Raw genomic sequence first — 15344 nt, forward strand, 5'->3', positions numbered from 1 at the left:
TGCGAAGGGTCAGGGAATGGGCTGCTCGAGCAGGAACCGCTCGAGCGACATGGGCTTCGGCTGCTCGGCCGGCGGGATCTGCGGCACGCCGACGAAGGGCGACGCCTCGAAGTACCACTTCTCCAGGGCCGGGAGGCCCCAGCGCGCGTTGGTGCTCAGCGATGCCGCGTCCCAGCGCACGGGTTCGACCTCGGTGTCGATCGTCTGGTAGTGGCTGTTGAAGACCTCCACCCGGTGGCCGTCGGGGTCGCGGAGGTAGGCGAAGAGCATCCCGCCCGGACCATGACGACCCGGGCCCCGTTCCACGCCGTCGCCGTAGCCGAGGATGCCCGCCCAGTCGCAGGCGGTGAAGATGTCACGGCTCTCGGAGACGGTGTAGGCGAAGTGGTGCAGGGCGGGCCCGGTGTTCTCGATGATCGCGAGGTCGAGGCAGGTGCCCTTGCGGTACATGAACGCACCCAGCAGCTTGTCGCCGCGCTCCAGGTACTCCGAGTTGCGGAAGCCGAGCTCGCTGTAGAACGCGCACAGTTCGTAGGTGTCGGGCGCGAAGATCTGGTAGTGGTCCAGCCGTTGCGCGTGGGCACCTTTGTATTGCTCGAAGTTGATGTGCAGCCGCGGCCGGGTCTCCATGGTCGCGCACAGTTCGAGTGGCGTGCCGATGGGGTCGCTGACATGCAGGGTGCGGCCCTGGTACGGGAGGTCGACCCACTCGGCGGGCAGACCCCGCTCACGGAACCACTCGTACGCGATGTCGAGGTCCTCGTCGAAGAAGACGCGGAACCCGATCCTCTTGCTCCTGCCCGCGCCCTCCTCGTCCAGCTCCAGGACGAGGCTGTGGTGGCAGGCCTCGGCCAGGCCGCGGAGGTAGCAGGTGCGCTCGTCCTCATCGCTGACGACGAGCCCCAGCGCGTTCACGTAGAAGTTCTTGCTCTCGGCCAGGTCGGCCACGGTGAGACGCACATGGCTGGATCGGGTGATGTTGAAACTCGGGCGCAGATTTACGGGAGGCAGCATGTCGGTCTCCGTGCTCCGATCGGCTCTGGATTTCGATGACTGTAATCCTGCGGGGCCGTTTTACGACGTGCGTCGTATCACGGTGCTGAGGTCGTATTACGAGGCGTCCGTGGAGGCCTTGGGGCCGGCGAACGTGAATGCCGACCATCCACTGAATTCCGCGGAATTCCCCAGAGCCTCTTCGATGCGAAGAACCTCGTTCCACTTCGCCATGCGCTCGGAGCGGGTGAACGATCCCACCTTGAGCTGGCCGGCGTCCCAGCCGACGCTCAGGTGGGCGATGGTGACGTCCTCGGACTCTCCGGAGCGGGCCGAGACGATCGTTGCGAAACCGGCTTCCTGCCCGGCCCGGAGGGCGGCCAGCGCCTCGGTGACCGTTCCGGCCTGGTTCGGTTTGATGAGCACGGCGTTGGCCGCTCCGTCGGCCGCCGCCGCCTGAACCCGCTTCGCGTTCGTCACCAGGAAGTCGTCGCCGATCACCTGACAACGGTCTCCGTACCGCCGCGTGAACTCGATCATGCCCTCGGGATCGTCCTCGCCGAGGGGGTCCTCGATGGACAGGATCGGATAGGTCTCGATCCAGCGCCCGAGCATCTCGATCAGCGCACCCGTGTCCAGGGCGCTGTCGTCGAGGGCCAGCCGGTACTTCCCGGCGCTGCCGAACTGCGAGGCCGCGATGTCCAGGGAGATGCCGACCTGGGCCGAGGGCGCGAAGCCCGCGTTCTCGATGGCCAGGGTCAGTGTCTCCAGCGCCTCCTCGTTGGAGTCGAACGCCGGCCAGAAGCCCCCTTCGTCGGCCACGCCGCCGGTCTTGCCCGCCTTGCGCATCAGGCTGCCGGCGGCCCGGTAGATCTCCGCGGTCCAGTCCAGGGCCTCGGAGAAGCTGCCTGCCGCGGGGCAGACGACCATGAAGTCCTGCACGTCGACGCGGCGGTCGGCATGGGCCCCGCCGCCGAAGATCTGGATCTCCGGCAGGGGGATCCGCACCGGTCGTCCGCCCGACAGATGAAGCCACAACGGCTTGTCGGCCGATGCCGCGGCGGCGTGCAGTACGGCCATGGAGGTCGCCACGATCGCGTTGCCGCCGAGACGGCTCCGGTCGCTGGTTCCGTCGAGGTTCACCAGCAGCTGGTCGATGAACTCCTGGTCGGCCGCGTCCTGCTCCTTGAGCGCGGGCGCGATCTCGGTGTTCACCGAGCTCACCGCGCGATGCACGTCGAGCCCGCCGAAGCGGCTGCCGCCGTCACGCAGGTCGAGCGCCTCGCCCTGACCGGTGGAGGCCCCGGCCGGTGCGATCGCCCGTCCGACGGCACCGTCCGCGAGGTGCGCCTCGACCTCTACGGTCGGCCGACCGCGTGAGTCCCACACTCTGCGGCCGTAGAGCTTGGCGATCCGCGCGTCTGTCATGTCGGTGCAACCTTTCGGAATCTGAACGATCACGGTGCTGTCCGTGGCCGGTGCCCACCGGCCTCCCCGACGGACTCGGCGGGCGGCGTGTGGCTTCCCGCGGGGCGCGTCCGCGCTCCGGGTGCGCAAGGTGCGCAAGGTGCGCAAGGTGCGCAGGGTGCTCGGGGTGCTCGGGGTGCTCGGGGTGCTGGGGTGCGCGGAAGTCTCGGGTGCTCCTGGTCCTCAGGGCGCATCCCACGCCGGAGTGTCCGCTGACGGCTCGAGGTGACGGGGCCCGGGCCGCGACCGGGACCTCGTACGGCTCTGTGCGACGCGGGGCGACGCATGTACGTGTTACGGCTCGTCGCGTTGTGGCGTCGTCGCGGCGGTGGATACGAAGGGCAGTGGCGAGGGTTGCTCGGCTACCGCGACGCTTGCAGTGCTAACGATAGCGCAATGGTGCGAAGGGTAAGGGCTCCGTGTCAAGAGGCTGATGAAACCTCCCTTTGTCGCGATGGCCGGTTCGCTCTCAACCGTTGGCCGGGTCGCTCTCGGGTGCTATCGTTCGCACACTGCCATGGCCTCCGGCAGGGACTCCGGCGGATCCACGCACTTCCTGGACGGACGGACAGCACAGGAGGGCGTGGGTCCCCCGGGTTGATTCAGGCGTTTCGGCCCTGAGCGGGGCCGTTGGCCTCGCGTTCGCCCAGAGGGGCGGGCGGCGGGGCTGTGGTCCCCCGGGGGATCAGGTGCGTGGGCAGGACGATGTGCCGGCCGCGGTCCGCCTCGGAGTCGCTGATGAGTTCCAGGGCCAGTTCGGCGGCGGCGCGGCCCATGTCCGAGGGGGACTGGGCCACGGTGGACAGGTCGAGCCACTCAGCCATCAGTTGGTCGTCGAAACCGAGGACGGAGACCCGTTCGGGCACCTGGATCTGTACGGTGCGCAAGGTCGAGATGACGGAGGCGGCCAGTTCGTCCTGCTCGGCGAAGACCGCCGTGGGCGGTTCGCGCAGGCTCAGCAGGTTTCCCACCGCCTGCGTGGTGCCGCGCTTGTCGCGAGGCGGCGTGGCGACGACCAGGTCGTCGTCCAGCGGGATGCCCGCCTCGGTGAGCGCCTGCTGGTAGCCGAGAAGCCGCTCACGTGAACTGAAGCTGAAACCACGGACGTTGGCGGTGTGCGCGAAGGCGATCCGGCGGTGTCCGAGGTTGATCAGGTGGCGGGTGGCCCGGCGGGCGCCGACGACATCGTCGACGTAGACGCTGGGGCGGCCCTCGACATGCTGGCTGACGTAGATGACCGGCATGCCGAGGTTGTCCAGGCGCGTGGTCTCCTCGTCGGTGAGGTCGAAGCAGAACACCAGCAGCGCGTCGGCGTTGCGCCGGGCCGGGAGGCGCTCGAAGAACGAGGTGCGCTCAGCCAGGTCGGCGATCATGTAGACGTTCAGTTCCATGCCCGCCGCCCGCAGCAGCGGGGCCAGGCTGGACAGGGCGGCTCCCATGAACCACGAGTCGAGTGTCGGCACGAGCACTGCCATGGTCCCGGTCCTGCCCGTGACAAGGCTTGCAGCCTGCCGCGACACGGCGAAGTTCAACTCCCGTGCGGCCTCCTCGACGCGGGCGCGAACCTCCGGTGAAACGGTGGACAGGCCGCGCAGGGTACGCGAGACGGTGGAAGTGGAGACCCCTGCCCGTTCGGCTACGTCAGCCATCGTGGGGTGCCGCTGAGCTGGTGGCATGAGCGGAAGGTAGCACAGACAACACGGCGCTTGCAGTCCCTGATGACATCGCTGTCACGGCAGACGTATGGTCGCAAAAAGCCTTATAAGACGCGCTCTTCTCCCTGCGCCGCACTGCATTACCGCGAAGTAACGCATTGACTTCCGGAAAACGCACCCCTACTTTGCAAGCGTTGTCTCAGCGGAGTCGAAGCAATCCTGTTCGAGTCGATCCTCAATGCTTTGACCTGTGGTGTTGATCTACAACGCGCAGTGGCAACGCGGTCTCACCAACAGGCCATCTCAGAGTCATCCCGGCAGCGACTCCCTCACAGGGGACCAGCCGTGACTTCGGTTCCGCACGACCAGGAGAGACAGTGAAGACCAGGATCACCAGAGCGTTTCAGTGTTCGGCCGTGCTTGCTGCCGCCGGGCTCCTCCTCTCCGCCTGCGGCTCGTCCGGCGACGACGGTTCCGGGCAGACCGGGGCGACGTCGTTCGAGGGCCGCGGCCCGATCACGTTCGTGGCCGGCAAGGACACCACCGGCACCCTGCAGCCGTTGCTCGACCGCTGGAACAAGCTGCACCCCAAGGAGAAGGTCACCTTCATCCAACTGCCGACGGACGCGGACGCACAGCGCCAGCAGATGATCCAGAACGCGGAGACGAAGTCCGACGCCTACACGGTGCTCTACCTCGACGTCGTGTGGACCTCGGAGTTCGCCGCCCACCGGTGGATCGACCAGCTGCCCGAGAAGCAGTTCCCGCTGGACAAGATGCTGAAGCCGGTGGTGGAGACGGCGAAGTACCGCGACGGCCTGTACGCGGCCCCGTCCACTTCGGACGGCGGAATGCTGTACTACCGCACCGACCTGCTGAAGAAGGCCGGAATCACCCAACCCCCGGCCACCTGGGCGGAGATGAAGTCCGCCTGCGCCAAGGTGAAGAAGCTGCCCGAGGCCAAGGACATGTCGTGCTACGCCGGGCAGTTCCAGAAGTACGAGGGCCTGACGGTGAACTTCTCCGAAGCCGTGAACTCCGCGGGCGGCACCGTCACCGACGCGAACGGCAAGCCGGACGTCGACACGGCAGAGGCGAAGAAGGGCCTGGACTTCCTCGTCGACTCCGTCAAGGACGGGACGATCCCCAAGGAGGGCATCACCTACCAGGAGGAGGACAGCCGCCAGGCGTTCCAGTCCGGCAAGCTGGTCTTCCTGCGCAACTGGCCGTACGTGTACTCCCTTGCCGGCAAGAGCGAGATAGCGGGGAAGTACGCGGTCGCGCCGCTGCCCGGACTGAACGGGCCCGGCTCCTCCAGCCTGGGCGGACACAATCTGGCCCTGTCGTCCTTCGCCAAGAACAAGGCCACGGCTGTGGACTTCATGAAGTTCTACACCAGCGAGGAGAGCGCGAACTACTTCCTCAAGGAGGCGGCTCTCGCCCCGCCGTACACCGCCCTGTACGACGACCAGGCTCTGGTCAAGCAGTACCCGTACCTGCCGGTACTCAAGGAGTCCATCCTGCGCGCGGTACCGCGCCCGCGGGTAGTGCAGTACGGCGACGTGACCGCGGCGATCCAGCAGGAGGCGTACGCCGCCCTGAACGGCAGCAAGAGCAGTGCGCAGGCGCTGAAGAACCTGCAGAAGGACCTGCAGCAGAAGTACGCGGCGCAGTGAGGAGCGGGGCCATGGCCGACACCAAGACCCCAGCCGGAAGGGCCGTTCACCCCGCCGTCGGCAGCAGTTCGGGGCCGTTGAACCGCCGACGCACGCGAAAGCAGGTCCGCGCGACCGCGGGCTCGGGCCGGATGGCGGCACTGCTGGTGTCCCCGACGCTGCTGGTGCTGACGATCGTCGTGCTCTACCCGACGCTCATGGCGTTGAACGAGTCGCTGTACGGGGCCAAGGGCCTGGACCCGAAGACCGGCTTCATCAGCGACACCGAACCGTTCGTCGGGCTGCGCAACTACGCCGACATCCTCGGCCAAGCGGGAGAACGGTTCTGGAACGCCTTCTGGAACACCACCTTCTTCACGGTCGTCACGGTCGCACTCGAGACGCTGATCGGCGTGGCGATGGCCCTGATCATGCACAAGGCGTTCCGGGGCCGCGGCCTGGTCCGGGCCGGGATCCTGGTGCCCTGGGCGGTGCCCACGGCCATCTCCGGCCTGCTGTGGCGGTGGATCTTCAACAGCGACGGCATCGCCAACGCCCTCATCGGCCACCAGGTCCTGTGGACCACCGAGGGCTTCCACGCCAAGGTCGCGGTCATCGTCGCCGAGGTGTGGAAGACCGCTCCCTTCATCGGGCTGCTGGTTCTGGCCGGACTGCAGGTGATCCCGAAGGAGGTCTACGAGGCGGCCCGCATCGACGGAGCGAGCGCACCGCGCCAGTTCTGGCACATCACCCTGCCCCTGGTGAAGCCCGCGCTGCTGGTGGCGATGCTGTTCCGCTGCATGGACGCGCTGCGGATGTTCGATCTGCCCTACATCCTCATCGGCGCGCAGAAGCACTCGGTGGAGACCCTGTCGATGCTCGCGCAACACGAGGCGTCCAACGTCCGCTTCGGCCCGGCCTCGGCTTACTCGGTGCTCCTCTTTCTCTACGTCTTCCTCATCGCGCTGACCTTCGTACGGCTGCTCGGCGCCGACCTGATCGGCGACGTCGGCGCGGACACACGTAAACGGAAGGGCAGGCGCCTGCGGATCCCGGCACCGCGCCGTAAGGAGGTGACGGCATGACCCTCACAGAGAAGTGGCGAGGCGGCCTTCTGTACGCGGGTGTCTTCGCGGTGGTGGCCTACTGCCTGGCCCCGTTCTACTGGATGCTGGTCTCCAGCCTGCGCCGCACCTCGGACATCTTCGACACCTCGTTGCTGCCCTCTTCGGTGTCGTTCGAGAACTACCGTGCGGTGTTCGACCCGGCGCAGGGGTTCGGGCGCGCGCTGCTCAACAGCCTGATCGTGGCCGGCATCACCACCGTCCTGGCGCTGCTGCTGGCCACGTTCACCGCTTATGCCATGGCCCGGCTGGAGTTCCGGTTCAAGCGGCTGATCCTGACCCTCATCATCGCGACCTCGATGTTCCCGGTGGTGTCGATCGTGGTCCCGCTGCTGAAGCTCTTCACGGACATCTCCTGGATCAACACCTACCAGGCCATGATCGTGCCGAGCATGTCCTTCGCACTGCCGCTGGCGGTGTGGAACCTGACCACGTTCTTCCGGCAGATGCCGGACGAACTGGAGCACGCCGCCATGGTCGACGGCTGCACCCGCGGCCAGGCGTTCCGCAAGGTCATCATCCCTCTCGCGGCGCCGGGCATCTTCACCACGGCGATCATCACCTTCATCGCGGCCTGGAACGAGTTCCTCATCGCCCTGTCGATGACCAACAAGCCCGCCATGCAGACCGCACCGGTCGCCATCTCGAAGTTCACCGGCGCCACGACGTACGAGACCCCGTTCGGCAGCCAGATGGCGGCGGGCGTCCTCGTCACGATCCCGCTGGTGGTCATGGTGCTGCTCTTCCAGCGCCGCATCGTCGCCGGGCTCACCGCCGGCGCGGCGAAGTAGACCCGGGCGCCCCGCCGCCCTCCTGCCCCCAACGTGCAAGGAGTACCGCACCCACATGTCCCCCACCGCAGCACCGTGGTGGCGCAGCGCCGTCATCTACCAGGTCTACATCCGCAGCTTCGCCGACGGCAACGGCGACGGCGTCGGTGACATCGCGGGCATCCGCTCCCGCCTGCCCTACCTCAAGTCGCTTGGGGTCGACGCCATTTGGATCAACCCGTGGTACGAGTCGCCGATGGCGGACCACGGTTACGACGTCGCCGACTTCCGCGCCATCGACCCACTGTTCGGCTCCGTGGCCGAGGCCGAGCAGCTCATCGAGGAAGCCCACCGGCACGGGCTCCGCGTCATCCCCGACATCGTGCCCAACCACACCTCCGACCAGCACGCCTGGTTTCAGGCGGCACTGGCCGGCGGCCCCGGCAGCCCGGAACGCGAACGCTATGTCTTCCGCCCCGGCCGCGGCGCCGACGGCGCCGAAGCTCCCAACGACTGGGTCTCCGCCTTCGGCGGACCCGCCTGGACCCGGCTGCCCGACGGTGAGTGGTACCTCCACCTGTTCGCCCCCGAGCAGCCGGACCTCAACTGGGAACACCCCGAGGTGCGCGCGGAGTTCGAGTCGATCCTGCGCTTCTGGTTCAGCCGTGGCGTGGACGGCTTCCGCATCGACGTCGCCCACGGACTGGTCAAGCACCCGCAGCTCCCCGACCTGCCGCCCCGCCGGGACCCGGACGGCGGGCAGCCGTGGCAGCACGTCGACCACCCGCATTGGGACCGCGACGAGGTCCACGACATCTTCCGAGCCTGGCGCAAGGTGGCCGACGAGTTCCCCGGCGACCGGTGCTTCGTCGCCGAAGCGTGGGCGGACACCCCCGAGCGGCTCGCCGCCTACGTCCGCCGGGACGGCCTGCACACCGCGTTCAACTTCGACTTCCTCATGTCCACCTGGGATCCCGAGGACCTGCGAACGGTCATCGACAACTCGCTCTCCATGCTCGGCGCGGTCGGCGCGCCGGCCACCTGGGTGCTGTCGAACCACGACGTCATGCGCCACACCAGCCGCTACGCCCGCAAGACCGTCAAGCGATGGGTGTCCAACGAGCGCTACCAGCCCGAAGGCCCCTTCGATGTAAAACTCGGCACCCGCCGCGCCCGCGCCGCAGCCCTGCTGATGCTCGCCCTCCCCGGCGGCGCTTACGTCTACCAGGGCGAGGAACTCGGCCTGCCCGAAGTCGAGGACCTTCCCGAGTCGGTCCTCCAGGACCCCATCTGGGAACGCTCCGGCCACACCGACCGAGGCCGCGACGGCTGCCGCGTCCCCTTGCCTTGGGCCGGACAGACCGCACCCTTCGGCTTCAGCCCCACGGATAACTCTGCCGCACCCTGGCTGCCGCAGCCCGCGAACTGGAACGAACGCACTGTGGAGGCACAGTCCGGCGACCAGACGTCGATGCTGGAGCTGTACCGCACCGCCCTCCGTCTGCGCCGAGACAACCCCGCCCTCGGCGACGGCACCATGACCTGGCTCGACGCCCCGGCAGGAGTCCTCGCCTTCCGCCGCGACCCCGGCTTCGTCTGCGTCGTCAACCTCTCAGGTGAGGCGTACCAGCTGCCCGAACACACCTCGATCCTGCTGGCCAGTGGCCCCATCGAAGACACTCTGCTGGCACCCGATCAGGCGGCCTGGCTCAAGGTGTAGCGGCTCGCACGAGACGTAACAGCCCTCCTCGAACCGCCAGGGTCTGTCCGGTGTCACTCCCCGCCGGCCGGACAGGCCCTGGCCCGTCCTCGGCGAGTTCGACGAGCTCCGACATCAACCCGAGAGGCACATCTCTTTTGGACAGCACCACCCAGTCCCAGACCTCCGGCGCCCCAGGTGCAGCGCCCCATCTTGTCGCGCGGAGCCTGCAGCCCTTCGTGCACGACGCCGTCATCTCGCTGTGCGCACCGAGCTTTGTCGTCTCACACCCGGACGGGCAGCTCGACGGTGGTGCGGACGGCTTCTACCACGGTGACGTCAGGGCGCTGGCCCGGCTGACGGTGGCCGTCGAGGGTAGTGCCCTCGCGCCGCTCTCGGGCGGGCTGGAGGGTGCCGATCAGGCGGGCTTCCGGGCGGTCCTTCGGGGGCTGGGCGAGGTGACGGCGGATCCGGTGGTCGCCCTGTGCCGGCGGCGTACCGTCTTCTCCGGCCGTCTGGAGGAGCTCTTCGAGGTCAGTAACCACGGCACGCGGCACGTCCGTTTCCGGCTCACGGTGCGAGCGTCCACCGACCTCGCGCCGATGGAGCGGGTGAAGTCCGGCCACGTCCTGGACGACGTACCGGCCGAAGCGGAGGAGGATGCGGGCGCGCTGGTCTGGTCTCGCGGCGGGTTCGCGGTTCGACTGCTCAGCACCCCGGCGCCGGATGAGCTGGACCCGGCAACCGGTCGGCTGTCGTACGAGATCGAACTGGCACCCGGCCAGTCGTGGAGCGCGCTACTGTCCGGCACGGCCGCGCACGACGACGGCGACCAGTTCCCAGCCGCGCCCGCGGACCGGGTGCCCTGGCGTACTCCCGTACTGCGCAGTGCGGACCGGCGGTTGGACCGGTGGCTGGCGCAGTCGGTCGCGGACCTGGACCGGCTGCGCCTGACGGACCCGCTCTCCGACGGCAACGCGGCAGCACGTGCCGACCAGTTCCTGGCCGCCGGCGCCCCCTGGTACCTGACTCTCTTCGGCCGCGACGCGATCTGGGCTGCCCGCATGCTGCTGCCGCTGGGCACGGACCTGGCCGCGGGCACCCTGCGCACGCTCGCCCGACGCCAGGGGAGGATCGCCGACCCGGCCACCGAGGAGCAACCGGGCAAGATGCTGCACGAAGTACGGCGCACCACCCACGAGTTCACCGGCACGGCGCTGGTCACCGATGTGGTCGTGCTGCCGCCGGTCTATTACGGAACAGTGGATGCCACCCCCCTGTGGATCACTCTGCTGCACGACGCATGGCGCTGGGGCCTGCACGCCGAGGAGGTCGAACGACTGCTGCCGCACGCCGAGTCGGCGCTTTCATGGATGCGAGACCACGCCGAAACGGGCGGCGACGGCCTCCTCAGGTACATCGACCAGACCGGCCGGGGCCTGGCCAACCAGGGCTGGAAGGACTCCGACGACGCCATCCGCCACCGCGACGGCCGCCTCGCCGCCCCACCGATCGCGCTGTGTGAGGTGCAGGCGTACGCCTACGAGGCGGCGCGGGGCGGGGCGGCACTGCTGCGGGCCTTCGGCCGCCCGGGAGCCGACGGGTGGGAGGAATGGGCCGAACGGCTGGCCGACCGCTTCCGGAAGCGGTTCTGGGTGGAGGACGCACGAGGCCCCTACCCGGCGGTCGCCCTGGATCGCGACGGGCGGCCGGTGGACTCGGTGACCTCCGGCTTCGGCCACCTCCTCGGCACGGGGTTGCTGAACCGTGAGGAGAGCGCCCTGCTGGCGGCCCGGCTCACCGCCTCGGACCTCGACTCAGGCCACGGGCTGCGCACCCTGAGCAGCGAGTCGGCCGGCTTCAACCCGTACGGTTACCACACCGGTTCGATCTGGCCCCACGACACGGCGATCGCCGTGCACGGCCTCGTCCGGGCCGGTTTCCCCCAGGCGGCGGCCCCGCTGGCGGCGGGCCTGCTCACCGCCTCCGCCGGCTTCGACGCCCGCCTGCCCGAACTGTTCGCGGGCCATGGCAGCACAGTGGGCGCGCAGCCCGCGCCCTACCCCGCTTCCTGCCGGCCGCAGGCGTGGTCCGCGGCCGCGTCGGTCCTCGTGCTTCGATCCGCCCTCGGCCTCGAGGCGGACGTACCCGGCGGCACCGTCACGGTCGCCCCCACCTTCGCGCACGAGTACGGCCCGCTCGGGGTGACGGGACTCCAGGTCGCCGGACATCCCCTCGAGATCACGGTCGCCGCGGACGGCACCACGAGTGCGTTGGCGCCGGAAGGACTGACGGTGGTCAGGGGATGACGCGATGTCTCGGCGCCCCCGGCGGGACGGCCCACCGCTCAGGCCTGACGGCCGCCGGGCGGTGCCGTGCTGCCGCGCACGACCAGCGATCCGGGGGAGACGGAGGTGTACGGCCCGTCGTTGCTTGGCTTCGTGGTGAGCCGGCGCATCAGCCACAGCGCGCACCCCGTGGCCATCTCCTCGATGGGCAGGCCGACCGTGGTGAGTCCGGGGCCCCACCAGGAGAATCCCGGCTCGTCTCCGAACCCGACCACGGACAGCTCCTCGGGCACCTTCACCCCCTGCTGGGACAGCTCCTCCAGGACGCCCAGGGTGAGCTGGATCGACCCGAGGACGAGCGCGGTGGGCGCCCGCGGATCCTCCAGGAGTCGGCGCACGGTCTCACGGCCGTGCGCGAGTGAGGCCGGCGGCCCCAGCTCCGCCCGTCCGGCGTCGTCGGGCAAGCCCCCCTCCTGCAGGGCGCTGCGGAAGCCCCGCAGTCGCTCCGCGCCCGTGGGCAGTTCGACGGGGCCGCCCACGTAGGCGATACGGGTGTGTCCCTGCGCCACCAGGTGAGCTGTGGCCCGTCGCAGTGCCTCGTGGTCGTCCACGCCGAACCACTGGGATCCAAGTGAGGGGTGCCGGCGCAGCAGTTGCAGATGCGGCACCGCGCGCAGGAGCTTGACGGAGTCGCTGTGCGGGCGCGCCGTGGGCACGATGATGATGCCGGCCACGCGGTTCGCGGACAGCTCTCGCAGATGGCGGAGTTCCACCATCCTGTCGTCGTCGGTCTCCGAGAGCATGAGCTGGTAGCCCTGAGCCTCCATGTTCTTGGACAGCTCGTGCGCGATGGCCGAGTAGAAGCTGTTGCGGATGTCCGGGATCACCAGCGCGACCACGTTGCTCGACGCTCCCCGCATCATCCGTGCCGCGCGGTTGGCGACGTACCCCATCTCGGCAGCGGCCTGGCGGACCCGGAACTTGGTCTCCTCGCTGATCCGGGAGTCGTCGGCGAGTGCCCGGCCGACCGTCGAGACGGAGATCCCGAGGCGTTCGGCGATGTCCCTGGTGGTGATCACGAAGTGGGCCCCCTCGAGTGGCTGATCCGGTCCGTTACCGTCCGTGTGCCAACGATAGCATTCGCGTCGCGCTCCGTGACGGGAAGGTGGGGGCGGAGGGCCGATCATCCTCCGCGTGCTAACGTTAGCACTGCCTGGTTGAGCCGTGCAGCCGCCTGCGGCTGCCTGAGTGCGGAGGTGTCCGTGCGGATCGTCAGATATTCGATCGGCGGTGTATGTCACTACGGAGAACTCGAAGCCGGTGACGCGAGGATCGCGCGGTTCGAGGGTGATCCCTTCACCGGGATACGCCCCACGGGCGATATCGACGAGGTGGGTGAGGTGCGGATTCTGCCGCCGCTGGAGCGGCCCAGGATCTTCGGGTTCGCCTACAACTACGCGTCGCACATCGACGAGACCGACCGTGACGTTCCGGAAGTCCCTGTGGTCTTCATGAAGCCGAGCACGGCGATGGCCGGGCCGGGCGATGCCATCGTCTATCCGGCCGACGGTGAACTCATCCATTTCGAAGGCGAGTTGGTCGTCGTCATCGGAAAGGAGGCCCGCCATGTGAAGCCCTCCGAAGCCCATGAATACATCCTCGGCTATACGTGCGGAAATGATGTCAGCGATCGCATCATCCAGCGCAAGGAAAGCAAATTCGGAGCGCTGCTGATCGGAAAAGGGCAGGACACGTTCGCGCCCATGGGGCCGGTCATCGCCACGGACCTCGACTCGTCCCGGCTCTCGCTGACCACACGGGTGAACGGAACCGTCAAGCAGTCGGCGAGCACCGCCGATCTACTGCTCGCCGTCCCCGGCATCGTCAGCTATCTCAGCCGCCATCTCACGCTTCTGCCGGGCGACGCGATCATGACGGGCACCCCTTCCGGCGTCGGGCCGATCCGCCCCGGGGACGAGGTCGAGGTCGAGATCGAGGGCATCGGCGTCCTGCGCAACCGCGTCGTGGCCGAGGGGCGCTGAGCGCGCCACCGAAGGCACACCACCGCAGACACCACTGGCCTTGCCGAACCCATCAGCGGTCCGGCAAGGCCAGTGCTGTGCCACCGCTCGGCATCGCTCGGCACCGTTCGTGGCGCGAGCCGGCCCCGGCGGACGAGTCCGCCGGGGCCGGCTCGGCCTGCCGGTTCGCTAGTGGGCTGGGGCGTTGTTGAACTGCGAGGTGCGGACGAAGGCCAGGGCCACGACGCCCAGCAGCGGCAGGACCGTGACCTGCAGCAGCCCGGCCTGGTCCCAGCCGTAGGAGTCCACCAGGGCGGCGAAGAGCAGGCCCGAGAACGCTGCCGGCCCGTAGTAACTGGTGACGAACAGACCGGAGGCGCGTCCGATCTGTCCGGGACGGACGGCCCGCTGTATCGCGCTGTTGGTGTTGGGGTAGATGAAGCCCAGCCCGAAGGCGCCCATGAGGAAGGCGAGCAGGCACTGCACCCCCACTCCGGCGTGTGTCTCGTAGATGCACACGCTGATGGCGGAGACGGCCAGCAGGCTCAGGATCAGCAGGTTGCGCTGGTTGAAGCGGTCGCCCAGCCAGCCGCCGAACACGGCGGTCATGCCGCCGAAACCGAGGAAGCTCATGGCCAGTGCGGCCTGACCGGCGGTGTAGTGCAGCGAGGTGATGAGGTACGTCGGGTAGAGGCCGAGGAACCCGTAGATCGCCACACCGCTGATGACCGCGTGGACGGCCAGCGCGACCGTGTTGCGGTTGTAGGCGGAAACCGGCATGTACTCGTAGGTCTTGGTCGAGACGACCTCGTCGACGGAGGTCTCGGTCAGGCCGGCTTTCACCAGGAACAGGGAGACGGCGGCGATCAGCAGCCCGGCTGTGCCGAACAGGTAGAAGGGCGAGTGCCAGGTGCCGTGCATGTTCATGAGCTGGACACCGATCAGCGGGGCGATGAACACGCCGACGGAGTAGCCCAGGCCGATGACGCCGAAGGCGAGGCCGCGCCGGTGGGCGAAGAAGGCGCCGACCGCCGCGAAGATGGCGGCGGACTGCATGCCCTCCCCGAAGCCAGAGATGACCCGGTACGCCGTCATGTCGGCGAGGCCGGTCGCCAGCGGAGTGGCCATCGTGCCCAGGGAGTAGATCACGATGCTGACCAGCAGCACGGTCTTGCGGCGGAAGCGGTCCAGGAGGTAGCCCGCCGGGAGGCCCGCGATGGCCATGCCGAGGGTGAAGTTCGTCGCCAGCAGCCCGCCCTGCTCCAGGGAGAACCCGTACTCCTCGCGGATGTTCGGCAGGAGGGGAGGGAAAACCTGACGGTCCATCGCATTGACCATGTAGGACAGAATCAGCAACAGGAAACCCACTCCGACCATGGGGCGGGAAAGGGAGGACCGGCTGCTTTCCGCCGTGTCCCGGGTGGGCACGGCGGGCGTCTCGACTTGCGCTGCGTGATTCATGGAACGGCTCCCAGAGGAAAGGGCCACGGCAGGGCGCGGCAGATCCAACGCCGTACGGGCGATGGAGAGAAACGGTGAGCTGAACACGGACTCGAGTCGGCGATCGCGATGATGTCGCCGAATGGCTGAGGGGCGATGGGCCGGTACGCGGCTGAACGCCGCGCGTGAATTCCAGCCGTATTCGCCGTCGGGGGACGTCCGTGGCTGTGGC

The 15344-nt window shown here is 68.5% G+C and carries 11 protein-coding genes; 6 read left to right on the forward strand and 5 right to left on the reverse strand.

Annotated elements, in window-relative coordinates:
• Positions 1–9 precede the first annotated feature (9 nt).
• The 3 genes from FGD71_RS08890 to FGD71_RS08900 form a co-directional block, all read right to left on the reverse strand.
• Positions 10–1014, reverse strand: a complete 1005-nt coding sequence (locus FGD71_RS08890) for a VOC family protein (protein ID WP_119099839.1) — start codon at positions 1012–1014, stop codon at positions 10–12.
• Between the two features lie 96 nt (positions 1015–1110).
• Positions 1111–2421, reverse strand: coding sequence for a phosphopyruvate hydratase (gene eno, locus FGD71_RS08895; protein WP_119100030.1), 1311 nt, complete (start codon positions 2419–2421; stop codon positions 1111–1113).
• Positions 2422–3062: 641 nt separating this feature from the next.
• Positions 3063–4136, reverse strand: coding sequence for a LacI family DNA-binding transcriptional regulator (locus FGD71_RS08900; RefSeq protein ID WP_338120044.1), 1074 nt, complete (start codon positions 4134–4136; stop codon positions 3063–3065).
• 395 nt (positions 4137–4531) lie between these two features.
• Between FGD71_RS08900 and FGD71_RS08905 the strand changes: the two genes are divergently transcribed.
• The 5 genes from FGD71_RS08905 to FGD71_RS08925 all read left to right on the forward strand — a co-directional run bounded on the left by FGD71_RS08905 (position 4532) and on the right by FGD71_RS08925 (position 11672).
• Positions 4532–5791: an ABC transporter substrate-binding protein gene (locus FGD71_RS08905; RefSeq protein WP_240436478.1), complete on the forward strand. Its 1260-nt coding sequence runs from the start codon at positions 4532–4534 to the stop codon at positions 5789–5791.
• A gap of 11 nt (positions 5792–5802) precedes the next feature.
• Positions 5803–6855: a carbohydrate ABC transporter permease gene (locus tag FGD71_RS08910; RefSeq protein WP_119099842.1), complete on the forward strand. Its 1053-nt coding sequence runs from the start codon at positions 5803–5805 to the stop codon at positions 6853–6855.
• The gene (locus FGD71_RS08915) at positions 6852–7685 is read left to right on the forward strand and encodes a carbohydrate ABC transporter permease (RefSeq protein WP_119099843.1); all 834 of its coding nucleotides are present in this window, start codon (positions 6852–6854) and stop codon (positions 7683–7685) included. Before FGD71_RS08910 ends, FGD71_RS08915 begins: the two co-directional genes overlap by 4 nt.
• Before the next feature lie 55 nt (positions 7686–7740).
• The gene (locus FGD71_RS08920; protein WP_119099844.1) at positions 7741–9384 is read left to right on the forward strand and encodes a glycoside hydrolase family 13 protein; all 1644 of its coding nucleotides are present in this window, start codon (positions 7741–7743) and stop codon (positions 9382–9384) included.
• Positions 9385–9602: 218 nt separating this feature from the next.
• Complete coding sequence (locus tag FGD71_RS08925) at positions 9603–11672, forward strand: amylo-alpha-1,6-glucosidase (RefSeq protein ID WP_240436479.1); 2070 nt, start codon at positions 9603–9605, stop codon at positions 11670–11672.
• Between the two features lie 38 nt (positions 11673–11710).
• On the opposite strand, the gene FGD71_RS08930 is transcribed toward FGD71_RS08925, so the two are convergent.
• Complete coding sequence (locus FGD71_RS08930; protein ID WP_119099846.1) at positions 11711–12730, reverse strand: LacI family DNA-binding transcriptional regulator; 1020 nt, start codon at positions 12728–12730, stop codon at positions 11711–11713.
• Between the two features lie 138 nt (positions 12731–12868).
• Between FGD71_RS08930 and FGD71_RS08935 the strand changes: the two genes are divergently transcribed.
• Positions 12869–13693, forward strand: a complete 825-nt coding sequence (locus FGD71_RS08935) for a fumarylacetoacetate hydrolase family protein (RefSeq protein WP_240436480.1) — start codon at positions 12869–12871, stop codon at positions 13691–13693.
• Positions 13694–13861: 168 nt separating this feature from the next.
• Here FGD71_RS08935 and FGD71_RS08940 read toward each other — a convergent pair whose 3' ends face one another.
• Positions 13862–15133: an MFS transporter gene (locus FGD71_RS08940; RefSeq protein ID WP_119099847.1), complete on the reverse strand. Its 1272-nt coding sequence runs from the start codon at positions 15131–15133 to the stop codon at positions 13862–13864.
• Positions 15134–15344: the final 211 nt, after the last annotated feature.

The organism is Streptomyces sporangiiformans (assembly GCF_005768555.2).
Classification (GTDB): Bacteria; Actinomycetota; Actinomycetes; order Streptomycetales; family Streptomycetaceae; genus Streptomyces; species Streptomyces sporangiiformans.

Coding starts and splice junctions, on each gene's coding strand:
- FGD71_RS08890 (WP_119099839.1), bottom strand. CDS start 1,014: ATGCTGCCTCCCGTAAATCTGCGCCCGAGTTTCAACATCACCCGATCC.
- eno (WP_119100030.1), bottom strand. CDS start 2,421: ATGACAGACGCGCGGATCGCCAAGCTCTACGGCCGCAGAGTGTGGGAC.
- FGD71_RS08900 (WP_338120044.1), bottom strand. CDS start 4,136: ATGCCACCAGCTCAGCGGCACCCCACGATGGCTGACGTAGCCGAACGG.
- FGD71_RS08910 (WP_119099842.1), top strand. CDS start 5,803: ATGGCCGACACCAAGACCCCAGCCGGAAGGGCCGTTCACCCCGCCGTC.
- FGD71_RS08915 (WP_119099843.1), top strand. CDS start 6,852: ATGACCCTCACAGAGAAGTGGCGAGGCGGCCTTCTGTACGCGGGTGTC.
- FGD71_RS08920 (WP_119099844.1), top strand. CDS start 7,741: ATGTCCCCCACCGCAGCACCGTGGTGGCGCAGCGCCGTCATCTACCAG.
- FGD71_RS08940 (WP_119099847.1), bottom strand. CDS start 15,133: ATGAATCACGCAGCGCAAGTCGAGACGCCCGCCGTGCCCACCCGGGAC.